Source organism: Lutibacter sp. (genome assembly GCF_030692605.1).
Classification (GTDB): Bacteria; Bacteroidota; Bacteroidia; order Flavobacteriales; family Flavobacteriaceae; genus Lutibacter.
Map to the genome: position 1 here is coordinate 92,300 of NZ_JAUYUD010000085.1, position 21,039 is coordinate 113,338.

Genomic DNA, 21,039 nt, shown 5'->3' on the forward strand with positions numbered 1-21,039 from the left:
TTTCAAACACTTTATACCAAATTCTTGACACTAAATACAAAATATAACAAAATGGAAAAAGTAGTATTAGCATATAGCGGAGGTTTAGATACTTCCTACTGCGTAAAATATTTAATAAATGAGTTAAATTTAGAAGTACATAGTGTACTTGTAAATACAGGAGGTTTTTCAACTAGCGAATTGGAAGTTGTTGAGAAAAAGGCTTATGAAATGGGAGTTACTTCTCATACAAATAAAAATATATTAGAAGAATATTATAACAAGGCTATAAAGTATATGGTTTTTGGTAATGTGCTTAAGAACAATACATACCCACTTTCAGTAAGTGCTGAACGAGTTTTTCAGGCGATAGAAGTGGTGAAATACGCAAAACAAATCGGTGCAAAACACATCGCTCACGGAAGTACAGGCGCTGGAAATGATCAGGTACGTTTTGATATGATTTTTCAAACGCTGGCTCCAGGTATTAATATTATAACACCAATTAGAGACTTAAAATTATCTAGACAAGAAGAGATTGCTTATTTAAAAGAAAATGGCGTAGATTATTCTTGGGATAAAGCAAAATATTCTATTAATAAAGGAATCTGGGGAACAAGTGTTGGAGGTGTAGAAACGTTAACATCACATCAATCATTGCCTGAAGAAGCATACCCAAGTCAGTTAGAAAAAATAGAGCCTTCTAATGTGAGACTTCATTTTAAAAATGGAGAATTTATTGGTTTTAATAATGAATTTGATTCACCAGTAAATAATATTCTAAAGTTAGAAGCTATAGCTTCAAAATATGCTATTGGAAGAGATATTCACGTGGGAGATACAATTGTAGGGATTAAAGGAAGAGTCGGTTTTGAAGCAGCAGCAGCAGTTGTTACCATAAAAGCACATCATTTATTAGAAAAACATGTATTGTCTAAATGGCAACAAAACTTAAAAGATCAATTAGGTAATTGGTATGGAATGTTATTGCACGATGGTCAATATTTTGAACCAGTAATGAGAAATATCGAATCATTTTTACAAGATTCTCAAAAAACAGTTACTGGTGAAGTATTTGTAACTTTAAAACCATATCATTTTAGTTTAAATGGAATTGAATCTGAGCACGATTTAATGAAATCTAAATTTGGTGAATACGGAGAAACTAATAAAGCATGGACAGCAGATGATGCGAAAGGTTTTATTAAAATTTTAGGAACTCCAAATAAAATTTATCACAGTGTAAATTCAGAATTATGATAAAAGTTGGAATAGTTGGTGGTGCAGGTTATACGGCAGGCGAGTTAATTAGATTGGTAATGAACCACTCGAAAGTTGAATTAGATTTTGTGTACAGCACTTCAAATGCAGGAAATTATATTTATGAAGTGCATCAAGATTTATTGGGTTTGCTTGACTTAAAATTTACAGAAACCATAAATTCAAATGTAGATGTACTTTTTTTATGTTTAGGGCATGGAAATTCTAAAAAGTTTTTAGAACAAAACCAGTTTTCGAATACTACTAAAATTATTGATTTAAGTAACGATTTCCGGTTAGAAAAAGATGCTGTTTTTGAAGGAAAAGAGTTTATATATGGATTGCCTGAACTTCAAAAAAATAAGATTGAAAAAGCTAATTACATTGCAAATCCAGGATGTTTTGCAACAGCAATTCAGTTGGCTTTATTGCCATTGGTTCAACATAATTTGATAAAAAGTTCGGTGCATATTAATGCCACAACAGGTTCAACGGGTGCAGGAGTTTCTCCAAGTGAAACCACTCATTTTAGTTGGAGAGATAATAATTTTTCAATTTATAAAGCATTTACGCATCAACATTTAGGAGAAATAAATGAAAGTTTAGCATCGCTTCAAATGGGATTTTCTGAGAAATTATTTTTTATACCAAATAGAGGAAATTTTAGCAGAGGAATTTTTGCTTCCATTTATTTAGAATTCGATAAAAGTATTGAAGTTGCTTTTGAATTGTTTGAAGATTTTTATAAAGATGCGTCATTTACTCATATTTCAAAAATTCCGGTGCATTTAAAGCAAGTTGTAAATACCAACAATTGTTTTATTCATTTGGAAAAAAACAACAATACATTATTAATTACTTCAGTATTAGATAATTTATTGAAAGGGGCATCTGGACAAGCAATTCAAAATATGAATTTGATGTTTGGATTTAATGAAACAGAAGGATTGCAATTAAAAGCAAGTTCATTTTAAAAAACAAACACAAATGAAAATAGCCATTATAGGTACAGGAAATTTAGGATTATCAATCGCCAATGGAATATTGAATAGCGATTTAAATATAACTTCATTATATGTTACAAAACGAAATATTGCTGAATTAAATAGCTTGAATTCAAGCGAAAAGATTAAAATAACAACCAATAATATTGAAGCAGTTCAACATTCAGAAATAATTATTTTAGCAGTACAACCGAAACAACTATCGTTGGTATTAAATGAAATAAAAGGGTATTTAAAGAGCAATAAACACGTTTTAATTTCTACAGTAACTGGAAGAAAAATTGAAGAAATGGAACAACTAATTGGAGCTAATATACCAATTATAAGAAGTATGCCAAATACGGCTATTTCCGTTTCACAATCTATGACTTGTTTGTGTGCAAATAAAGAAGGAGAATCAAAGTTAGAAATTGCAAAAAATATTTTTAATGCAGTTGGTACAACATTGGTAATTGAAGAGAAATTAATGCAAGCAGCAACAGTAATTTGTGCAAGTGGAATTGCTTTTTGGATGCGTTTGATAAGAGCAACTACACAAGGCGCTATTCAATTAGGATTCGATGCAAAAGAAGCTCAAAATTTAGCAATGCAAACGTGTTTAGGAGCGGCCAGTTTATTAAAAGAATCGGGCAACCATCCAGAACAAGAAATTGATAAAGTAACTACGCCAAGTGGCTGTACCATCGAAGGTTTAAATGAAATGGAACATCAAGGTTTAAGTTCGTCGTTAATTAAAGGTTTGGTAACTTCATATGAAAAAATTAATCAGATTTAATACTTTTAAAAATGAAATTATTTGATGTATATCCACTATATAATGTTACACCTGTTAAAGCAGAGGGTGTTTATGTTTGGGATGATAAAGGAACAAAATATTTAGACTTATATGGAGGTCATGGTGTTATTTCCATTGGACATTCACACCCTAAATATGTGGATTCTTTAACAAATCAATTAAAAGAAATTGGATTTTATTCCAATTCAATTCAAAATCCGTTACAAGTTGAATTAGCTCAAAAATTAGGAAAGCTTTCAGACTGTGAAAATTTCAATTTATTTCTTTGTAATTCTGGTGCAGAATCGAATGAAAATGCGTTAAAATTAGCTTCGTTTGTAACTGGAAAAAGTAGAATCGTTTCTTTTACAAATTCGTTTCACGGAAGAACTTCAGCTGCTGTTGCTGTTACCGATAATATGAATATAAATGCACCAATAAATTTGCAGCAAAAAGTAACCTTTTTACCATTGAATGAGATTGATTTAGTGTATCACGAAATTGGAAAAAAAGATGTTGCAGCAGTTATTATTGAAGGAATTCAGGGTGTTGGAGGCTTAGATGAAGGAACATCAGAATTTTTTAAAGAGGTTCAATCAGTTTGTAATAAAAATGGAGTGTTGTTAATTTTGGACGAAATCCAGTCTGGTTATGGCAGAAGCGGACAATTTTTTGCATTTCAACAACACAACATTCAGCCAGATATTATTACAACAGCAAAAGGAATGGCAAACGGATTTCCAATTGGAGGTGTGTTGATTTCAAATAAATATGAAGCAAAATATGGAATGTTGGGAACAACTTTTGGTGGAAATCATTTGGCTTGTGCTGCTGCAATTTCAGTATTAGATAGTATTGAACAAGAGAAATTAATTGCCAATGTAAATGAAGTTTATCACTATTTTTTAGAAGAAATAAAATCGGTTTCAAAGGTTAAAAAGGTAAAAGGAAGAGGTTTAATGTTGGGTTTAGAATTTGATTTTGAAGTTGGAGAATTAAGAAAGAAATTGATTTTTGACAAAAATATTTTCACAGGCGGGTCTAACAATAAATACTTGTTGAGAATTTTACCGCCATTAACTATAAAAAAAGAACAAATAGCTTTTTTTATAAATGCATTGAAAGAATTATTAGCATAATGAATAAGGCATTAACCATACAACAACGAAACGATGTTTTACTTTCAATGGCAAACATAATTGCTGCTGAAAAAGTAGAAATATTGAATGCAAACAAATTGGATGTAAACAATTACAATGGTGAAGATTTAGCCATGTATGACCGCTTAAAAGTAGATGAAGAAAAAATTAGTGGAATGATTTTGTCATTGCAACAATTAATTGCTGATATTGATCCTGTAGGAAAAGAATTATATCATTTCACACATGAAAACGGATTAAAAATCACGAATAAATCAGCATCGTTTGGTACTGTTTTAATCATTTATGAATCAAGACCCGATGTTACTGTTGAAGCTGCCGGAATTGCATTTAAATCTGGAAATAAAATTTTATTAAAAGGTGGTAAAGAATCGATAAATTCAAACTTAAAAATTGTGAATTTATGGCACAAAGCATTAACAGAAAATGATATTTCAACAAATTGGGTGGAATATTTAAATTATAATAGAAATAAAACTCAAGCGTTTTTAGAAAATCCTACGCAAAAAGTAGATTTAATTGTACCACGTGGTGGTGAAAAATTAATTGCTTTTGTAAAACAACATGCAACTTGCCCAGTAATTGTAAGTGGACGTGGGAATAATTTTATTTATGTAGATAATGAAGCTGATTTAGATATTGCTTTAAAAGTAATTATCAACGGAAAAACCACAAAAATATCAGCTTGTAATGCAGTTGATAAGGTGCTTATAAATTGTAATTTACCAACTTTAGAATTATTTGTTAAAAGATTGATATATAAATTATTAGCATCGAATATTGAAATTTTAGTTGATGAGAATTTATCAGTTTATGAAAATGTTTCAGCCTATGAAAATGAGGATATTTGGTATGAAGAATTCCTAGATTATAAAATTGTAATTGGAAGTGTAAATTCTTCGGAAGAAGCTATTGCTAAAATTAATAAATATGGAGGCGGACATTCAGCAGTAATTATTTCAAAAAATGATAAAACTGCAACTGCTTTTATGGAATCGGTTGATTCAGCTGCGGTATATCAAAATGCTTCAACTCGTTTTACTGATGGAGGACAGTTTGGATTGGGAGGAGAATTGGCAATCAGTACAGATAAATTACATCATAGAGGTCCAATGGGATTACAACATTTAGTAACAAACAAGTGGTATATATATGGGAATGGGCAAATTAGATAAAAAAAGAATATTACTTAAAATTGGTACAAATGTGCTCACTAAAGGAACGAACAATATTTCTAGAGGCAAAATTGAAGATATAGCGCAACAAATTGCCTTTTTGAAAGATGATTATGAATTTGTAATTGTAAGTTCTGGAGCTATTGCAGCAGCCAAACAATTTGTAAATTTAGAAACTAATGGAAAAGAAATTAACGTTAAACAGGCATTAGCATCTATTGGTCAACCACATTTAATGCGAATTTTTCAGGAAAATTTCAGAGAATTGGGATTGCTAACATCACAATGTTTATTATCGTATTCAGATTTTGAAAGAGAACAATCGAAAATAAACATTGTAAACACCATTAATGTGTTGGTTGAAAATAACTATATTCCAATTATAAATGAGAATGACACAGTGGCAACAGATGAAATAAAATTTGGTGATAATGATAAATTATCTGCGTTAACTGCAGCATTGTTAAATGTTGATTTGTTAATAATTGCAACAAATACAGATGGCATTTACACCAAAGAATCTATAGATGCAAATAGTGTAAAAACAATTAAAGAAACTTCAAATGTTCTACTATTGCGTGAGCAAATAAAAAACTCAGTTTCTATACATGGAACTGGAGGAATGACTACTAAAATTGAAGCAGCTGAAATAGCTCAAAAAGCGAATATTGAAACATGGATTGTTAATGGTTTAATTGATAATTTTATGATCAATGCGATGAATAATAAAACAGAATTTACAAAAATAACAATACAATAAAATGCAACATTACACAAGCTTGAATGATCTTGATAGTTTGCTAATAACAGTGCAAGAAGCTATTGAGTTAAAGAAAAACCAATTACAGTTTAAAACTCTTGGAGAAGGTAAAACTATTTGTTTATTGTTTTTTAACAATAGTTTAAGAACACGTTTAAGTACCCAAAAAGCAGCTCAAAATTTAGGAATGAATACTATTGTAATGAATTTCGGCAGCGAAGGTTGGGAATTGGAATTTGAAGATGGAGTTGTAATGAATCAAAATAAATCTGAACATGTAAAAGAAGCCGCTAAAGTAATTGCGCAATATTGTGATATTGTGGCTATTAGAGCTTTTGCATCGTTAACGGATAAAGAAAAAGATAAGGATGAAATGGTTATCAATAGTTTTAAAAAATATGCAGGAATACCTGTTGTAAATATGGAAAGTGCTACGGGTCATCCATTACAGGCGTTGGCCGATGCAATTACTATTGAAGAATTTAAAACAGTTAAAAAACCAAAAGTGGTATTGTCTTGGGCACCGCATCCAAAAGCCTTGCCACATGCGGTTGCAAATTCTTTTGTGGAAATGATGCTGTTACAAGATATGGATTTTGTGATTACACATCCAAAAGGTTATGAGTTAAATCCTGAAATAACTAAAAATTCAACAATAGAATACAATCAGGAAAAGGCCTTTGAAAATGCAGATTTTGTGTATGTTAAAAACTGGAGTTCGTTTAATGATTATGGTAAAGTTGTAAATACAGATGTAAATTGGATGATCACTACCGATAAAATGAAAATAACAAACAATGCTAAATTTATGCATTGTTTACCAGTTAGAAGAAACGTAATTGTGGCTGATGAGGTGTTGGATTCAGAAAATTCAATTGTAATTCAACAAGCAAATAATAGAACTTATTCAGCACAAATTGTCTTGAAAAAAATATTGGAAAACCTATAGTATTTAATGATGTCACACTGAGCCTGTCGAAGTGTTTTCACAAATAGTAAAAGGAAGAAAGTAAAAAAAATGAAAAACAAAACATTACAAATCATTAAAATTGGAGGTAATATCATCAACGATGATAACGCGCTGACTTCCTTTTTAAAAGATTTTGCATTATTAGAAGGGCCAAAAATACTAGTTCATGGTGGTGGGAAAAAAGCGACTGAAGTTTCCGAGGCAATGGGGTTAGAACCCAAAATGATAGACGGTAGAAGGGTAACAGATGAAGTTAATTTAGAAGTTGTAACCATGGTATATGCAGGTTTATTAAATAAAAAAATTACGGCGCTTTTGCAACAATATAATTGCAATGCAATTGGATTATCTGGGGCTGACGCTAATTGTATTGTAGCTCATAAACGCATAGTAGAAGATGTTGATTTTGGTTTTGCAGGTGATGTTGATACTGTAAATTCAGAATTTGTTAATGTGTTAGTGCAAAATAAAATAACTCCAGTTTTTTGTGCAATTACCCATGATAAAAAAGGACAATTATTAAATACAAATGCTGATACAATTGCTTCTGAAGTTTCAATTGCGATGAGTGAACTATACAATACAGAATTAAATTATGTGTTCGAATTTAAAGGAGTATTGTTAGCAATTGAGGACAAAAATTCTGTAATAACTGAAATTAATTTGGCTAAATATGAACAATTAATAGAGCAGGGTATTATCTCCGAAGGAATGATTCCTAAACTTCATAATTGTTTTATCGCGTTAAAAAAAGGAGTTCAAAAAGTGAAAATTGGTGATGCTTCATTAATTAAAAAAACTAATAATTTATATACAACATTAAGTTTAAAATAATGACAAATCAATTAACCAAAGAAGCTATTGAATTGCTTAAAAATTTAATTTCAAAGCAATCATTTTCAGGTGAAGAAAATGAAACTGCGATGTTAATAATGCAGTGGTTTTCTAGTCACGAAATAAAATTTGAAAGTGATAAGCATAATGTTTGGGCAAAAAACAAACATTTTGATGCTTCCAAAAAAACAATACTATTAAACTCACATCATGATACGGTAAAACCAAATAAAAACTATACAAAAAACCCGTTTAACCCTGAAGTTAGTGATGGAAAATTATACGGTTTAGGCAGTAATGATGCTGGAGGTTGTTTGGTTTCATTGTTAGCAACATTTACTTATTTTTATGATAGAAGTGGTTTAAAATATAATTTTGTTATAGTAGCTTCTGCAGAAGAGGAAAGTTCTGGTCAAAACGGATTAAATAGTATGTTAGACATTATTCCACCAATAGATTTTGCTATTATTGGTGAGCCAACACTAATGCAATTAGCCATCGCGGAAAAAGGGTTGTTGGTGTTAGATTGTGAAGCAAAAGGAACTTCGTGTCATGCAGCACACGGAATGGGCGATAATTCTATCTATAATGCCATTGAGGATATTAATTGGTTTCAAACATACGAATTTCCAAAACATTCTGAAACCTTAGGGAAAGTTAAAATGACGGTTACTCAAATTGAAGCAGGGAACCAACATAATGTAATACCTGCAAGTTGTAAATATGTTGTGGATGTTAGAGTAACAAATGCATATAACAATGAGGAGGTTTTGGAAATTATACAATCAAATGTAAAATCGGAAGTAGTAGCAAGGTCACTTCGATTAAATTCTTCATCCATACCAAAAAATCATCCAATTGTACAAGCGGGTATTAAATTAGGAAGAGAAACATATGGTTCGCCAACACTTTCTGACCAATCGGTTTTAAGTTGTCCTTCTTTAAAATTAGGGCCTGGACAAAGTTTACGTTCGCATACTGCTGATGAATTTATTTACATTAAAGAAATTGAAGAAGGAGTAGATTTGTATATTAAAATATTAAATGAAATAGTGTAAAATTAATGTCATATTGAGTGTAGTCGAAATATCTCATAGTTAATATTGAGATTCTTCATTTCATTCAGAATGACAAAAAACAATAATTATGAAACTTTGGGATAAAGGATTTTCAACCGACAAAAAAATAGATTTATTCACTGTTGGTAACGACAGAGAACTCGATTTAATTTTAGCAAAATACGATGTTATTGGAAATGTTGCACACGCAAAAATGTTGCACAGCATGGGATTATTAACTGCTGAAGAATTAAAATCACTAGAAATAGTTTTAGAATCAATTTTAAAAACTATTGAAGAAGGAAATTTCATAATTGAAGATTCTTTTGAAGATGTACATTCTAAAGTGGAGTTTTTATTAACAGAAAAGTTAGGTGATATAGGAAAAAAAATTCATACGGCGCGGTCAAGAAACGATCAGGTTTTGGTAGATGTTCATTTATATATTAAAGATGCTTTAACTGAAATAAATGGTGAAGTTGATGCGTTATTTGACTTGTTAATTTTATTGGCTGAACAGTATAAAAATGTATTATTGCCAGGTTATACGCATTTGCAAGTGGCGATGCCATCATCGTTTGGATTGTGGTTTTCTGCCTACGCCGAAACGTTGATTGATGATATTTATTTTTTAAAAGCTGCTTATAAAGTTGCAGATCAAAATCCGTTAGGTTCTGCTGCTGGTTATGGTAGTTCATTTCCAATTGATAGGGATTTTACAACCAAAGAATTAGGTTTTAAAACCTTAAAGTTTAATTCGGTGGCTGCTCAAATGGGTAGAGGGAAATTAGAGAAATCAGTTGCGTTTGCTATAAGTTCTGTTGCGAGTACTTTATCGAAAATGAGTATGGATATTTGTTTATATATGAGCCAGAATTTTAGTTTTATTTCATTTCCAGATGAATTAACAACAGGTTCAAGTATTATGCCTCATAAAAAAAATCCAGATGTTTTTGAATTAATTAGAGGGAAATGTAACAAATTACAAGCACTTCCTTTCGAGTTTACGTTAATTACAAACAACTTACCAAGTGGTTACCACAGAGATTTACAATTGTTGAAAGAAGGTTTAATTCCTTCGTTTTCAACCTTAAAATCATGTTTAGAAATGTTAACATATTCATTAAAAAATATTCGTGTAAGGACTGATATTATTGAGGAAGAAAAATACTTGTATTTGTTTAGTGTTGAGGAGGTTAATAAGTTAGTTCAAACTGGTGTTCCGTTTAGAGATGCTTATAAAATAGTTGGAAAAAGCATTAATGAAGGCACTTTTAATCCTGACAAAAAAGTGGTGCACACGCATAAAGGAAGTTTGGGTAATTTATGTTTGGATGAAATCGTAAACAAGAAAAATAAGGCATAATAACAATTGACAATTGATAATTGACAATTTTGAAATCGGCTATTGCCTATCTGCCTATTGGCCGCTCTGCGAAGTCTTCCGACTTCGAAACGCTGATTTTGATTTTTAGATTCTTAGTATTTTAGATTTTACTGGGAACTGAACACTAAGAACACCACACTGCGAAGCCACGATATAAGCTGCAAAGTCGGGAGACTTTGCAGAGCTGTACTTTTGGAAATTCAGAACAATCAATTATTAATTTTTCATCATTAATTTTTAATTAATTACAAGCATCCCAAATTATATCATCTGGAGTTGGTGCAATTAAGGCTATTTTTTCATTTGTTACTGGGTGAATAAATTCAATTTTACGAGCGTGTAAATGAATACTTGCATCTTTGTTGCTTCGGTCAAAACCATATTTTAAATCGCCTTTAATTGGTGAGCCAATAGCTGCTAACTGACACCTAATTTGATGGTGGCGACCTGTTTCCAAATCAACTTCTAACAAATGATAATTTTCTAAAGACTTGAGAAGTTTATAATGAAGAATTGATTTTTTACTGCCTTCAATTTCTGTACTATATGATGTAGATTTATTGTTTTTAGGATTTTTCTTCAAATATCCAACAAGAGTGTCTTCTTCTTTGTTAGGTTTATTTTTAACAACAGCCCAATAGGTTTTATCAACTTTTTTTTCGCGTAGCATTTTGTTAAAGCGCTCTAAAGATTTTGATGTTCTGGCGAAAACAACAACGCCGGTTGTAGGTCTGTCAAGTCTGTGAACTACACCCAAAAAAACAGCGCCAGGCTTGTTGTATTTTTCTTTGATGTATGTTTTAACAATTTCACTTAATGGTGTATCACCGGTTTTATCACCTTGAATAATATCACCTGATTGTTTATTAATAATAAGGAAGTGATTGTCTTCAAATAAAATGTTTAAATTGTTTTTGGTAGAAGGCATTTTAGTTCTTTTTTCCTACTTCTTGATTGATGTTATCAATAAACTCAAGTATTTCTTCTCTTCCAGTTGCCTGGGTTGATGATGACACAAAGTGTTGAGGCATAGTTTCCCAAAGTGTTTGGGTCATAATTTTACTATAAACCTGAATATTTCTATTTAACTGAGATAATTTTAACTTGTCGGCTTTTGTAAAAATTATGCAAAACGGGATTTCATTTTCACCTAAAAACTGCATAAATTCTAAATCAATTTTCTGAGGTTCTAATCTTGAATCTAATAAAACAAAAGTACAAATCAGTTGCTCTCGCTGCAAAAAATAAAGTTTGATAAAGCTTTGAAATGTTTCTTTAGTAGATTTTGAAACTTTAGCGTAGCCATAGCCAGGTAAATCGACTAAAAACCAATTATTATTGATTTTAAAATGATTAATTAGTTGTGTTTTTCCAGGCTTACCAGATATCTTTGCGAGTTTGCTATGGTTTGTAATCATATTTATCAAAGACGACTTGCCAACATTGGAACGTCCAATAAAAGCATACTCTGGTAATTGTTCTTTTGGACATTTGGTCACATCAGAATTGCTAATAACAAAATCGGCCGAAGTAACCTTCATAATATTATAATTTTCTTTTTTTCAGCCAGTTATGTAAAATATGATTGAAATCATCTGGGAGTTCCATCATTGGGGCATGTCCACATTCATCCATCCAAAATAAGTCTGCATCAGGTAATAATTTTGCAAAATCGATAGCTACTTCTGGAGGAGTAACGGTATCTTGTTTACCCCAAATAACACAAGCAGGAGTATCCATTTTTGGTAAATCTTTCGCCATATTGTGTCTTATAGCACTTTTAGCGATTGCCAAAATTCTGATAGCCCTATGCCTGTCGTTTACCGCGGCATAAATTTCGTCAATAACTTCTTTTGTAGCAACCTCTGGGCGGAAAAATACGTTTTGAGTTTTTGCTTTAATGTACTCATAATCACCTCTTTTTGGGTAGGTATCTCCCATTGATTTTTCATATAGACCAGAACTTCCTGCTAAAACAAGACCAGACACATTTTTTAAATTCATTTTGGTGAAATATAAACCTACATGCCCACCTAAAGAATTTCCCAACAAAATAACATTGTCAATCTTTTTAAACTTCATAAATTCTTTTAAGAATTTCGACAGGTTTTTTACATTAGTTTTAAGAATGGGTAAAGTGTAAATGGGTAACTCAGGAATTAGAACTTTATAACCATTTTGAGAAAAATAGTTAAACACACCTTCAAAATTACTTAAGGTGCCCATAAGGCCATGTAACACTATAATTGGTTGACCTTCTCCTGCTTCTATATAACTAAATTTTCCTTCTGTTATAAGTTGATTGCTCATTAAATCTAAAGTTTTAAGCTATGTCACAAATGTAATCTTTTTTTCTAAAAAATACTTTTTTTATTAAGTAGCCTGCATAATACGGTTTATTAAGTTGTTTTCCAATTTCTTATCCTAAAAATGGATAAATGTGTAAAAGTTATCAACAAAGTGGGGTAAAGTGGTAAATTGTGGGAAAAAATTTATATTTTTGAATACTCACAAATAAATAATGGTAAATCTAATTGGGACATATGAATGTAAAGCTGATGCCAAAGGGCGTTTAGTGCTTTCGGGTGCTTTAAAAAAACAACTTGCCCCAATGTTACAAGATGGTTTTGTTTTGAAACGTGCTGTTTTTCAGCCATGTTTGGAGTTGTATCCAATGGCTGAATGGAATATTTTAATGACTAAAGTAAATAAGTTAAACAGATTTATTAAAAAGAATAACGACTTTATTAGAAGGTTTACGGCAGGTGTAAAAATTGTTGAATTGGATGCCTCAGGGCGACTTTTAATCCCGAAAGATTTACAAAGTTTTGCAAACGTTTCAAAAAATATTGTTTTGAATGCGGCAGTTAATATAATAGAAATTTGGGATAAAGATAATTACGAAAAAGCAATTGATGGTGACCCAAGCGAGTTTGAGGCACTTGCTGAAGATGTTATGGGAAATGTAAAAGAAGATGAGAATGGAATATCATAATCCAGTTTTATTGACAGAAAGCGTTGATGCTTTAAACATAAAACCAGATGGCATATATGTGGATGTTACTTTTGGCGGCGGTGGGCATTCCAAAGAGATTTTAAAAAGATTAGGAGAAAAAGGAAAATTATTTGCATTTGATCAAGATGAAGACGCTCAACAAAATAGCATTAACGATGAAAGGTTTGTTTTAATTCAACAAAATTTCAGATTCATAAAAAGATTTTTAAAGTTTTACGGCGTTACAAAAGTAGATGGTATTTTTGCCGATTTAGGGGTTTCTTCCCATCAATTTGATGAAGCGGATAGAGGTTTTTCTACAAGATTTGATGCTAAGTTAGATATGAGAATGAGTAAAGCAAGTAAAATTTCTGCTTTTGATGTAGTAAATAAATATGAGGAAGATAAAATCAGTTCATTGCTTTTTCAATATGGTGAACTTCGCAATGCAAAAGCCATTGCAAAAAAAATAGTAGCTAGCAGAGCTACCAATCTAATTACTACAAGTTTTGAATTAAAACAGGTTTTGGCCGAATTTGTTCCAAAAAAAGTTGAACATAAAATTTTAGCCCAAATATTTCAAGCAATTAGAATTGAGGTTAATGAAGAAATAACTGCCTTGAAAGAATTTTTACTTCAAACTCCAGACTTGCTTACAAAAAGTGGGAGACTTAGTGTGATTTCCTATCATTCATTAGAAGATAGGTTAGTAAAACGGTTTATTAGAGATGGGTTGTTTGAAGGGGAACCTGTAAAAGATATGTATGGTAATTTTCAAGTTCCACTAAAAAAAGTAGGTTCCTTAATTACTCCAAAACCAGCTGAAATTAAAGAGAATAATAGATCACGAAGTGCTAAGTTACGAATTGCAACACTCAGTTTATAATGGCTTTTAAAAAAAACATATTCGATCTATTAAAAGGTAACTTTTTAATAAATGAAGACTCGTTGCAAAATTGGAGGTTCATTTTTTTTATAGTGGGTTTAATGCTTTTAATGATTGCCAGTTCTCATAGTTCAGATAAAAAGGTTATGGAGATTACCAAATTAAATAAAGAAATTAAAGAATTAAGAGCAGAGTTTGTTGACACCAGATCGATTGCAATGAAGCTAAAATTAGAATCTGCAATTAAAGAAAAAGTGGTTGATTTAGAATTAAAGCCTAGTGAAACACCACCTCAGTTAATAACAGTAACATCAAAAAACAAAAAATAATTGGCTATTACAAAAAAGAGCATATTGAACAAATTGTATGTTGTATTTACAATTATGACATTAATGTTACTGGCGATTATTGTTAGGTTAACTGATATTCAATATGTTGATGGTGATAAGTATAGAAAATTATCTGAAGAAAATACATTAAGAAACGACACTATTTTTGCGAATAGAGGGAATGTATTTTCGGCTGACGGCAGTTTGTTAGCCACTTCTATGTCTCAATATGAAATTAGAATGGATGCCTATACTATTGACTCAGAATATTTTGAAAAAAATATAAATAAGCTATCCATAGAATTATCTAAAATGTTTGGAAATTCTGTAACACATTGGGAAACTAAAATTAGAAAGGCAAGAACAAATAAAAACAGGTACTTATTTATTGTTAGAAAATTAGGACATAATGATTATTTAAAAGTTCGAAAATTTCCAATTTTTAATTTAGGAATGTATAAAGGAGGTTTTATTGCCGAGCAATCAACGGTCAGAGCACATCCTTTAGGGAAAGTTGCTGAACGAACTATTGGGTATGATGATTATAGAGGAGCTCCGGGTATAGAAGGTGCATACAAAGATTATCTAAATGGTAAAAATGGTTGGAGAATGAAACAAAAAATAACTCAAAACCAATGGAAACCAATTAATGATACCAATGAAAAAGAACCAATTGATGGAAAAGATATTGTTACTACAATTGATGTAAATATCCAAGATATTGCCCATCATTCATTATTAAGACAGTTAGAGTTTTATGAAGCAGATCACGGTTGTGTGGTTGTTATGGAAACTAAAACAGGTGAAATTAAAGCAATTTCAAATTTGGGAAAAAATGATGATGGAAAATATTACGAACGGTTAAATTATGCGGTTGGAGAATCTCACGAGCCAGGTTCTGCTTTTAAAGTAATGTCATTTGTTGCCGCTTTAGAATCAAAAGCTATTGATACGAATACCGTTGTAGATACTGAAGGAGGGAAATATAGGTTGTACGGTAGATTTATAAATGATTCACGAAGAGGTGGCTATGGCAAAATTTCAGCTGCCAGAGCACTAGAAGTTTCATCAAATATTGGATTTGCTAGATTAATTGAAGAAAATTTCGGAAAAGACCCAAATAAATTCATCAACATATTAAAAGGAATGAATTTAAACGATCAATTAGGATTGCCTATAAAAGGAGAAGGTGTTCCAGAAATACCTGCACCGGGAGAAAAAAAATGGAGTAAAAATGCGTTACCTTCAATTTCATACGGATACAATTTAAGCTTAACGCCACTTCAAATTTTAACTTTTTATAATGCAATTGCTAATAATGGAGAAATGGTAAGACCTCGTTTTGTTAAAGAAATTAGATCAAGAGATAATTCAGTAATTCATTTTGAAAAAGAAATTATAAATCCAGCAATTGCTTCTAAAGAAACGTTGGCGAAAGTACGCGAGGTATTGAAAAATGTAGTTGTACACGGCACAGGTCAAAAATTGTATAATCCGAATTTCTCAATGGCAGGAAAAACAGGAACTGCCAGAACAGAGTATTGGAAAGAAGATTGGAATGAGAATAAAAAATACATTTCATCATTTACAGGTTATTTCCCAGCAGATAATCCAAAATATTCCTGCATAGTTGTTATTCATAAACCTAAAGTGCAAACGGGATATTATGGTGCCGATGTGTCAGGACCTGTATTTAAAGATATTGCCCAAAAAATTTACACTTCTAATAGTGTACTTAGTAAAGTTGGTAATAAAATGCCAAAATTCAAACAAATTCAGAAAAACTTTAATTCTTACTATACCATTTCTAATAACGAAAATAAGTCAATCCCAAATGTACTAGGAATGGCGGCAATGGACGCCATTCCTTTATTGGAGAATATGGGCTTAAAAGTTACTTACGAAGGAATGGGTAAGGTAAGAGAACAATCGATAAAACCAGGTGATTCTATTGCGAAAGGAGTAACCATTATTTTAAAATTATCATAAGTGAATTTAATTAAAGACATTATTTACAAGGTTAAAATAACCGCTGTTATTGGAAATACCAATAAACGGGTAAATGCTATTGTTTTTGATTCAAGAAAAATCAAAGAAAACAATTTATTTGTTGCTCAAAAAGGGTTGAATTTTGATGGTCATTTTTTTATTGAACAGGCCATAAAATTAGGAGCAACTGCAATTGTTTGTGAATTATTACCAGCACAAATTAACCCTAACATCACCTATATTCAGGTTGAAGACTCTAATTTAGCTTTGGCTGTAATGGCTTCTAATTTTTACGATAACCCTTCGTCTAAGTTAAAATTAATAGGAGTCACTGGAACAAATGGTAAAACTACCATTGCGACGCTTTGCTATAATTTGTTTCAAAAAGCAGGTTACAAAGCAGGATTACTTTCAACGGTTAAAATTATGGTGGCTAATAAACAGTATGATGCCACACATACAACACCAAATTCAGTTGCAATAAATTATTATTTAAATGAGATGGTACTAGCTGGAGTTTCATTTTGTTTTATGGAAGTAAGTTCACACGGCATACATCAAAAAAGGACTGAAGGTTTGCATTTTGAAGGAGGCGTGTTTACCAATTTAACACACGACCATTTAGATTATCATAACACTTTTGCAGAATATAGAGATGTAAAGAAATCTTTTTTTGATTCACTACCAAAATCAGCTTTTTCTTTAACCAATATCGATGATAAAAATGGGTTGGTAATGATTCAAAATACCAACGCCTCAAAAATGACATACGCTCTTAAAACAATGGCTTCATTTAAAGCCAAAATTATAGAGAATGGGTTTTCTGGTTTACTGCTAACTATAAATGATAATGAAGTTTGGGTAAAATTAATTGGAAGTTTTAATGCTTATAATTTGTTAGCAGTTTTTGGTGTGGCAAAATTATTAGGATTGGAAACTAACGAGACGTTAAGGTATTTGAGTGAGTTGGAAAGTGTGGATGGTAGGTTTCAATTTGTTGTTTCAGAAAATAAAATTACCGCAATTGTAGATTATGCACATACTCCCGATGCCTTAAAAAATGTATTGGAAACTATAAATGATATTAAAAAAGGAAATGAACAAATTATAACCGTTGTGGGATGCGGTGGAGATAGAGATAAAGCTAAACGTCCTGTTATGGGACGTATAGCTTCTCAATTGAGTTCTCAAGTAATAGTTACATCAGACAATCCAAGAAGTGAAGATCCTCAAGCAATTCTGAATGAAATAATTACAGGTGTTGAACCAATTCATAATTATAAAACACTTGCAATTTTAGATCGTGAACAAGCAATAAAAACTGCAGTTAAATTGGCTCAAAAAGGAGATATTATTTTAATCGCTGGAAAAGGGCACGAAACATATCAGGAAATAAAAGGGATAAGAAGTCATTTTGATGATTTCGAAATAGTTACAAAATTATTATAAGAAATAACCAAAACCTATGTTATATTATTTATTCGATTTTTTAGAAGCAGAATACGACTTTTTAGGAGCTGGTTTATTTCAGTACATTTCTTTTAGGTCTGCTTCGGCATTTATAGTATCCTTGTTAATTTCAACCATTTATGGAAAACGAATAATAAATTATTTACGTGATCAACAGGTTGGAGAAACGGTGCGTGATTTAGGGTTGGCTGGACAAACTGAAAAATCTGGAACCCCAACAATGGGGGGAATTATTATTATTTTATCAACCTTAATTCCAGTATTATTATTTGCAATCTTAGATAATATTTATATAATTATATTAATTGTAACTACCATATGGATGGGAATTATTGGTTTTATTGATGATTATATTAAAATATTTAGAAATAATAAAGCTGGGTTAAAAGGAAGATTTAAAATTTTAGGGCAAATAACTTTAGGAATATTTGTTGGAAGTATGCTTTACTTTCATCCGAGTGTAACTTTGAAAGAAAAACTTCCAGTAAAATATCAATATATAACCCAAGATGGAACGCCAATTCTATTTGGTGAAGCAAAAAAATCGACAAAAACAACCATTCCTTTTGTTAAAAATAACGAGTTCGAATATGCAGAGGCAATGGAATTATTTGGCAAGGGTCTTAAAGAATATTCTTGGATACTTTTTATAATTGTTGTAACATTTATTATAACTGCTGTTTCAAACGGAGCAAATTTAACCGATGGAATTGATGGATTAGCAGCAGGTACATCTTCAATTATTGTGCTCACCTTAGGAATTTTAGCCTGGGTTTCTGGTAATATTATTTTTGCGAATTATTTAGATGTAATGTATATACCCAATTCTGGTGAAATGACTGTTTTTATTGCTGCATTTGTGGGCGCATTGGTTGGTTTTTTATGGTATAATACTTATCCAGCTCAAGTGTTTATGGGAGATACAGGAAGTTTAACCATTGGCGGCATCATTGCTGTTTTGGCAATTTCGGTACGAAAAGAATTATTAATTCCAATTTTAGCAGGTGTATTTTTTATAGAAACTTTATCGGTTATGATTCAAGTGCTTTGGTTTAAATACACAAGAAAAAGATTTGGTGAAGGGAGAAGAATTTTTAAAATGTCGCCATTGCATCATCATTATCAAAAAGTAGGATATCATGAAAGCAAAATAGTAACTCGATTTTGGATTGTTGGAATAATGCTGGCAGTGTTAACAATAGTAACCTTAAAGTTACGATAATATTAGAATTTTGAATTATGATTAACGAATTACGATTTGTTAAATAAATGAAAGAATTATTAAAAAATAGAACAAAAAGATTTGCAATTGATTGCTGGAAGTTGTCTAAGAATTATACAGTATCTAGGGATTATGATGCTTTTTGCAGACAATTAATAAGGTGTTCAAGTTCTGTTGGCGCAAATTACAGAGCAGCTTGCAGGGCTAAATCAAATGCCGATTTTATAAATAAGTTGAAGATTGTTGAGGAAGAAGCAGATGAAAGCATGTTTTTTTTAGAAATATTTTTAGAAATAAGTGAAGTGAATCATGATGAAATAAAGCGATTACATGTAGAAGCTAATGAATTAGTATCCATTGTTGTGGCTTCAATTAAAACAATTCGAAACAAAAATGATAATTGATAATGGAAAGCGAAAGTAACCGTCAATCGTCAATCGTCAATCGTAATTTAAAGCAACTTGTTGTTTTAGGTGCTGGAGAAAGTGGAGTTGGAACAGCATTATTGGGAAAAGAAAAAGGGTACAACGTTTTTGTTTCAGATAAAGGAACAATTTCACAAAAATATAAAGAAGTTCTTTTAAATAATGAAATTCAATTTGAAGAAGGTGGTCATACCGAATCTAAATTGTTTGAAGCTGAAATTATTATGAAAAGTCCAGGTATTCCTGATACAGTTCCATTAATTATAAAATTAAAAGAACATGGAATACCAGTAATTTCTGAAATTGAATTTGCTTCAAATTATACCGATGGTTGCATTGTTGGAATTACAGGGTCAAACGGAAAAACAACCACAACCATGTTAATAAATCACCTTCTTAAAAAAGGAGATTTAAATGTAGGAATGGGTGGGAATATTGGGATAAGTTTTGCGCAACAGGTTGCTCAAGAAAAATTTGACATTCATGTATTGGAAATAAGCAGTTTTCAATTAGATGGAATTATAAATTTTAGACCTCATATTGCAATAATTACCAATATTACTCCAGATCATTTGGATAGGTATAATTACAATTTTGAGAATTACATTAATTCAAAATTTTTGATTACAAGAAATCAAACTGAAAATGATTTTTTAATTTATGATTTTGATGATGAGGTAATTACAAATTGGTTAAATAAAAATAAAGTAAAAGCAATCTTGCTTCCTTTTTCATTAAAAAATGAATTAACACAAGGAGCATTTTTAAGAAATAATGAAATAGTACTAAAATATAAAACAGAAGAAACCATAATGAGTATTTCAACTTTAGCATTAAAAGGGAATCACAATACAAAAAACGCAATGGCGGCCGCCATGACCGCTTCTTTATTAAGAGTTAGAAAAGACACCATTAGAGAGAGTCTAGAAGATTTTGAAGGGGCAGAACACCGACTGGAATCAGTTCTAAAAATAAATGGAGTTCAATACATAAATGATTCTAAAGCAACCAATGTTAATGCAACTTTTTATGCTTTAGATAGTATGCAAACTCCTACAGTTTGGATCGTAGGTGGTGTTGATAAAGGAAATGACTACTTGGAGTTAATGCCATTGGTTAGAGAAAAAGTAAAAGCGATTGTATGCTTGGGTCTAGATAATCAAAAAATTGTTCAAACATTTTGTAATGTGATTGACTTAATTGTTGAAACTGCAGGTGCAGAAGAAGCTGTAAAAGTTGCATATAAAATTGCCGAAAAGGGCGACACAGTATTGTTGTCTCCTGCCTGTGCAAGTTTTGATTTGTTTGATAATTATGAAGATAGAGGGAATAAATTTAAACAAGCCGTAAGAGAATTATAA

The 21,039-nt window shown here is 31.1% G+C and carries 21 protein-coding genes; 18 read left to right on the forward strand and 3 right to left on the reverse strand.

Going from position 1 to position 21,039, the window contains the following annotated elements; genetic code table 11:
* Positions 1 to 51: 51 nt before the first annotated feature.
* The 10 genes from Q8S45_RS08310 (at position 52) to argH (ending at position 10,341) form a co-directional block, all read left to right on the forward strand.
* Positions 52 to 1,239 carry an argininosuccinate synthase gene (locus tag Q8S45_RS08310; RefSeq protein WP_305603552.1) on the forward strand — a complete coding sequence of 396 codons (1,188 nt, stop codon included), beginning with the start codon at positions 52 to 54 and terminating at the stop codon, positions 1,237 to 1,239.
* Entirely contained in the window at positions 1,236 to 2,213 is a 978-nt protein-coding gene (gene argC / locus Q8S45_RS08315; RefSeq protein ID WP_305603555.1) for an N-acetyl-gamma-glutamyl-phosphate reductase, read from the forward strand. The genes Q8S45_RS08310 and argC overlap by 4 nt, the downstream gene beginning before the upstream one ends.
* 13 nt (positions 2,214 to 2,226) lie before the next feature.
* Positions 2,227 to 3,018 carry a pyrroline-5-carboxylate reductase gene (gene proC, locus Q8S45_RS08320; RefSeq protein WP_305603558.1) on the forward strand — a complete coding sequence of 264 codons (792 nt, stop codon included), beginning with the start codon at positions 2,227 to 2,229 and terminating at the stop codon, positions 3,016 to 3,018.
* Between the two features lie 11 nt (positions 3,019 to 3,029).
* Entirely contained in the window at positions 3,030 to 4,157 is a 1,128-nt protein-coding gene (locus Q8S45_RS08325; protein WP_305603561.1) for an aspartate aminotransferase family protein, read from the forward strand.
* Positions 4,157 to 5,353, forward strand: coding sequence for a glutamate-5-semialdehyde dehydrogenase (locus tag Q8S45_RS08330; protein ID WP_305603564.1), 1,197 nt, complete (start codon positions 4,157 to 4,159; stop codon positions 5,351 to 5,353). Before Q8S45_RS08325 ends, Q8S45_RS08330 begins: the two co-directional genes overlap by 1 nt.
* The gene (proB, locus tag Q8S45_RS08335) at positions 5,337 to 6,113 is read left to right on the forward strand and encodes a glutamate 5-kinase (RefSeq protein WP_305603567.1); all 777 of its coding nucleotides are present in this window, start codon (positions 5,337 to 5,339) and stop codon (positions 6,111 to 6,113) included. The genes Q8S45_RS08330 and proB overlap by 17 nt, the downstream gene beginning before the upstream one ends.
* Before the next feature lies 1 nt (position 6,114).
* Positions 6,115 to 7,062 (forward strand): N-acetylornithine carbamoyltransferase, encoded by a 948-nt coding sequence (locus tag Q8S45_RS08340; protein WP_305603570.1) that lies wholly within the window; start codon positions 6,115 to 6,117, stop codon positions 7,060 to 7,062.
* Between the two features lie 69 nt (positions 7,063 to 7,131).
* A complete protein-coding gene (gene argB, locus Q8S45_RS08345; protein WP_305603572.1) occupies positions 7,132 to 7,917 on the forward strand; it encodes an acetylglutamate kinase in 786 nt (261 codons plus the stop codon).
* Positions 7,917 to 8,975 (forward strand): M20 family metallo-hydrolase, encoded by a 1,059-nt coding sequence (locus Q8S45_RS08350; protein ID WP_305603575.1) that lies wholly within the window; start codon positions 7,917 to 7,919, stop codon positions 8,973 to 8,975. Before argB ends, Q8S45_RS08350 begins: the two co-directional genes overlap by 1 nt.
* Positions 8,976 to 9,063: 88 nt before the next feature.
* Positions 9,064 to 10,341 carry an argininosuccinate lyase gene (argH, locus tag Q8S45_RS08355; RefSeq protein ID WP_305603577.1) on the forward strand — a complete coding sequence of 426 codons (1,278 nt, stop codon included), beginning with the start codon at positions 9,064 to 9,066 and terminating at the stop codon, positions 10,339 to 10,341.
* A 262-nt stretch (positions 10,342 to 10,603) separates the two neighbouring features.
* On the opposite strand, the gene Q8S45_RS08360 is transcribed toward argH, so the two are convergent.
* From Q8S45_RS08360 to Q8S45_RS08370, 3 genes are read right to left on the reverse strand one after another with little or no spacing between them, the layout of a single operon-like run.
* Positions 10,604 to 11,290, reverse strand: coding sequence for an RluA family pseudouridine synthase (locus Q8S45_RS08360; RefSeq protein WP_305603580.1), 687 nt, complete (start codon positions 11,288 to 11,290; stop codon positions 10,604 to 10,606).
* A gap of 1 nt (position 11,291) precedes the next feature.
* Positions 11,292 to 11,903 carry a ribosome biogenesis GTP-binding protein YihA/YsxC gene (yihA, locus tag Q8S45_RS08365; protein WP_305603584.1) on the reverse strand — a complete coding sequence of 204 codons (612 nt, stop codon included), beginning with the start codon at positions 11,901 to 11,903 and terminating at the stop codon, positions 11,292 to 11,294.
* A 4-nt stretch (positions 11,904 to 11,907) separates the two neighbouring features.
* On the reverse strand, positions 11,908 to 12,672 hold the full coding sequence (locus tag Q8S45_RS08370; protein ID WP_305603587.1) for an alpha/beta fold hydrolase: 765 nt from the start codon (positions 12,670 to 12,672) through the stop codon (positions 11,908 to 11,910).
* Positions 12,673 to 12,883: 211 nt separating this feature from the next.
* Here Q8S45_RS08370 and Q8S45_RS08375 point away from each other — a divergent pair, with 211 nt between their 5' ends.
* Genes Q8S45_RS08375 through murD form a run of 8 tightly spaced genes read left to right on the forward strand, consistent with a single transcriptional unit; the run spans position 12,884 to position 21,039 of the window.
* The gene (locus Q8S45_RS08375) at positions 12,884 to 13,357 is read left to right on the forward strand and encodes a division/cell wall cluster transcriptional repressor MraZ (protein WP_305603590.1); all 474 of its coding nucleotides are present in this window, start codon (positions 12,884 to 12,886) and stop codon (positions 13,355 to 13,357) included.
* On the forward strand, positions 13,344 to 14,243 hold the full coding sequence (gene rsmH / locus Q8S45_RS08380) for a 16S rRNA (cytosine(1402)-N(4))-methyltransferase RsmH (protein WP_305603593.1): 900 nt from the start codon (positions 13,344 to 13,346) through the stop codon (positions 14,241 to 14,243). Before Q8S45_RS08375 ends, rsmH begins: the two co-directional genes overlap by 14 nt.
* A complete protein-coding gene (locus tag Q8S45_RS08385; RefSeq protein WP_305603596.1) occupies positions 14,243 to 14,572 on the forward strand; it encodes an FtsL-like putative cell division protein in 330 nt (109 codons plus the stop codon). The genes rsmH and Q8S45_RS08385 overlap by 1 nt, the downstream gene beginning before the upstream one ends.
* Positions 14,573 to 14,596: 24 nt before the next feature.
* Positions 14,597 to 16,561, forward strand: a complete 1,965-nt coding sequence (locus Q8S45_RS08390; RefSeq protein ID WP_371133002.1) for a penicillin-binding protein — start codon at positions 14,597 to 14,599, stop codon at positions 16,559 to 16,561.
* A complete protein-coding gene (locus Q8S45_RS08395; protein ID WP_305603598.1) occupies positions 16,562 to 18,010 on the forward strand; it encodes a UDP-N-acetylmuramoyl-L-alanyl-D-glutamate--2,6-diaminopimelate ligase in 1,449 nt (482 codons plus the stop codon).
* Positions 18,011 to 18,026: 16 nt separating this feature from the next.
* Complete coding sequence (gene mraY / locus Q8S45_RS08400) at positions 18,027 to 19,253, forward strand: phospho-N-acetylmuramoyl-pentapeptide-transferase (protein ID WP_305603601.1); 1,227 nt, start codon at positions 18,027 to 18,029, stop codon at positions 19,251 to 19,253.
* 47 nt (positions 19,254 to 19,300) lie between these two features.
* Positions 19,301 to 19,657: a four helix bundle protein gene (locus Q8S45_RS08405; RefSeq protein ID WP_305603604.1), complete on the forward strand. Its 357-nt coding sequence runs from the start codon at positions 19,301 to 19,303 to the stop codon at positions 19,655 to 19,657.
* 2 nt (positions 19,658 to 19,659) lie between these two features.
* Positions 19,660 to 21,039, forward strand: a complete 1,380-nt coding sequence (gene murD, locus Q8S45_RS08410) for a UDP-N-acetylmuramoyl-L-alanine--D-glutamate ligase (RefSeq protein ID WP_305603607.1) — start codon at positions 19,660 to 19,662, stop codon at positions 21,037 to 21,039.

Excerpts from the sequence above, each read along its gene's own strand:
- Q8S45_RS08310 (WP_305603552.1), top strand. The coding sequence starts at position 52 with ATGGAAAAAGTAGTATTAGCATATAGCGGAGGTTTAGATACTTCCTAC.
- argC (WP_305603555.1), top strand. The coding sequence starts at position 1,236 with ATGATAAAAGTTGGAATAGTTGGTGGTGCAGGTTATACGGCAGGCGAG.
- proC (WP_305603558.1), top strand. The coding sequence starts at position 2,227 with ATGAAAATAGCCATTATAGGTACAGGAAATTTAGGATTATCAATCGCC.
- Q8S45_RS08325 (WP_305603561.1), top strand. The coding sequence starts at position 3,030 with ATGAAATTATTTGATGTATATCCACTATATAATGTTACACCTGTTAAA.
- Q8S45_RS08330 (WP_305603564.1), top strand. The coding sequence starts at position 4,157 with ATGAATAAGGCATTAACCATACAACAACGAAACGATGTTTTACTTTCA.
- proB (WP_305603567.1), top strand. The coding sequence starts at position 5,337 with ATGGGCAAATTAGATAAAAAAAGAATATTACTTAAAATTGGTACAAAT.
- Q8S45_RS08340 (WP_305603570.1), top strand. The coding sequence starts at position 6,115 with ATGCAACATTACACAAGCTTGAATGATCTTGATAGTTTGCTAATAACA.
- argB (WP_305603572.1), top strand. The coding sequence starts at position 7,132 with ATGAAAAACAAAACATTACAAATCATTAAAATTGGAGGTAATATCATC.
- Q8S45_RS08350 (WP_305603575.1), top strand. The coding sequence starts at position 7,917 with ATGACAAATCAATTAACCAAAGAAGCTATTGAATTGCTTAAAAATTTA.
- argH (WP_305603577.1), top strand. The coding sequence starts at position 9,064 with ATGAAACTTTGGGATAAAGGATTTTCAACCGACAAAAAAATAGATTTA.
- Q8S45_RS08360 (WP_305603580.1), bottom strand. The coding sequence starts at position 11,290 with ATGCCTTCTACCAAAAACAATTTAAACATTTTATTTGAAGACAATCAC.
- yihA (WP_305603584.1), bottom strand. The coding sequence starts at position 11,903 with ATGAAGGTTACTTCGGCCGATTTTGTTATTAGCAATTCTGATGTGACC.
- Q8S45_RS08370 (WP_305603587.1), bottom strand. The coding sequence starts at position 12,672 with ATGAGCAATCAACTTATAACAGAAGGAAAATTTAGTTATATAGAAGCA.
- Q8S45_RS08375 (WP_305603590.1), top strand. The coding sequence starts at position 12,884 with ATGGTAAATCTAATTGGGACATATGAATGTAAAGCTGATGCCAAAGGG.
- rsmH (WP_305603593.1), top strand. The coding sequence starts at position 13,344 with ATGGAATATCATAATCCAGTTTTATTGACAGAAAGCGTTGATGCTTTA.
- Q8S45_RS08385 (WP_305603596.1), top strand. The coding sequence starts at position 14,243 with ATGGCTTTTAAAAAAAACATATTCGATCTATTAAAAGGTAACTTTTTA.
- mraY (WP_305603601.1), top strand. The coding sequence starts at position 18,027 with ATGTTATATTATTTATTCGATTTTTTAGAAGCAGAATACGACTTTTTA.
- Q8S45_RS08405 (WP_305603604.1), top strand. The coding sequence starts at position 19,301 with ATGAAAGAATTATTAAAAAATAGAACAAAAAGATTTGCAATTGATTGC.
- murD (WP_305603607.1), top strand. The coding sequence starts at position 19,660 with ATGGAAAGCGAAAGTAACCGTCAATCGTCAATCGTCAATCGTAATTTA.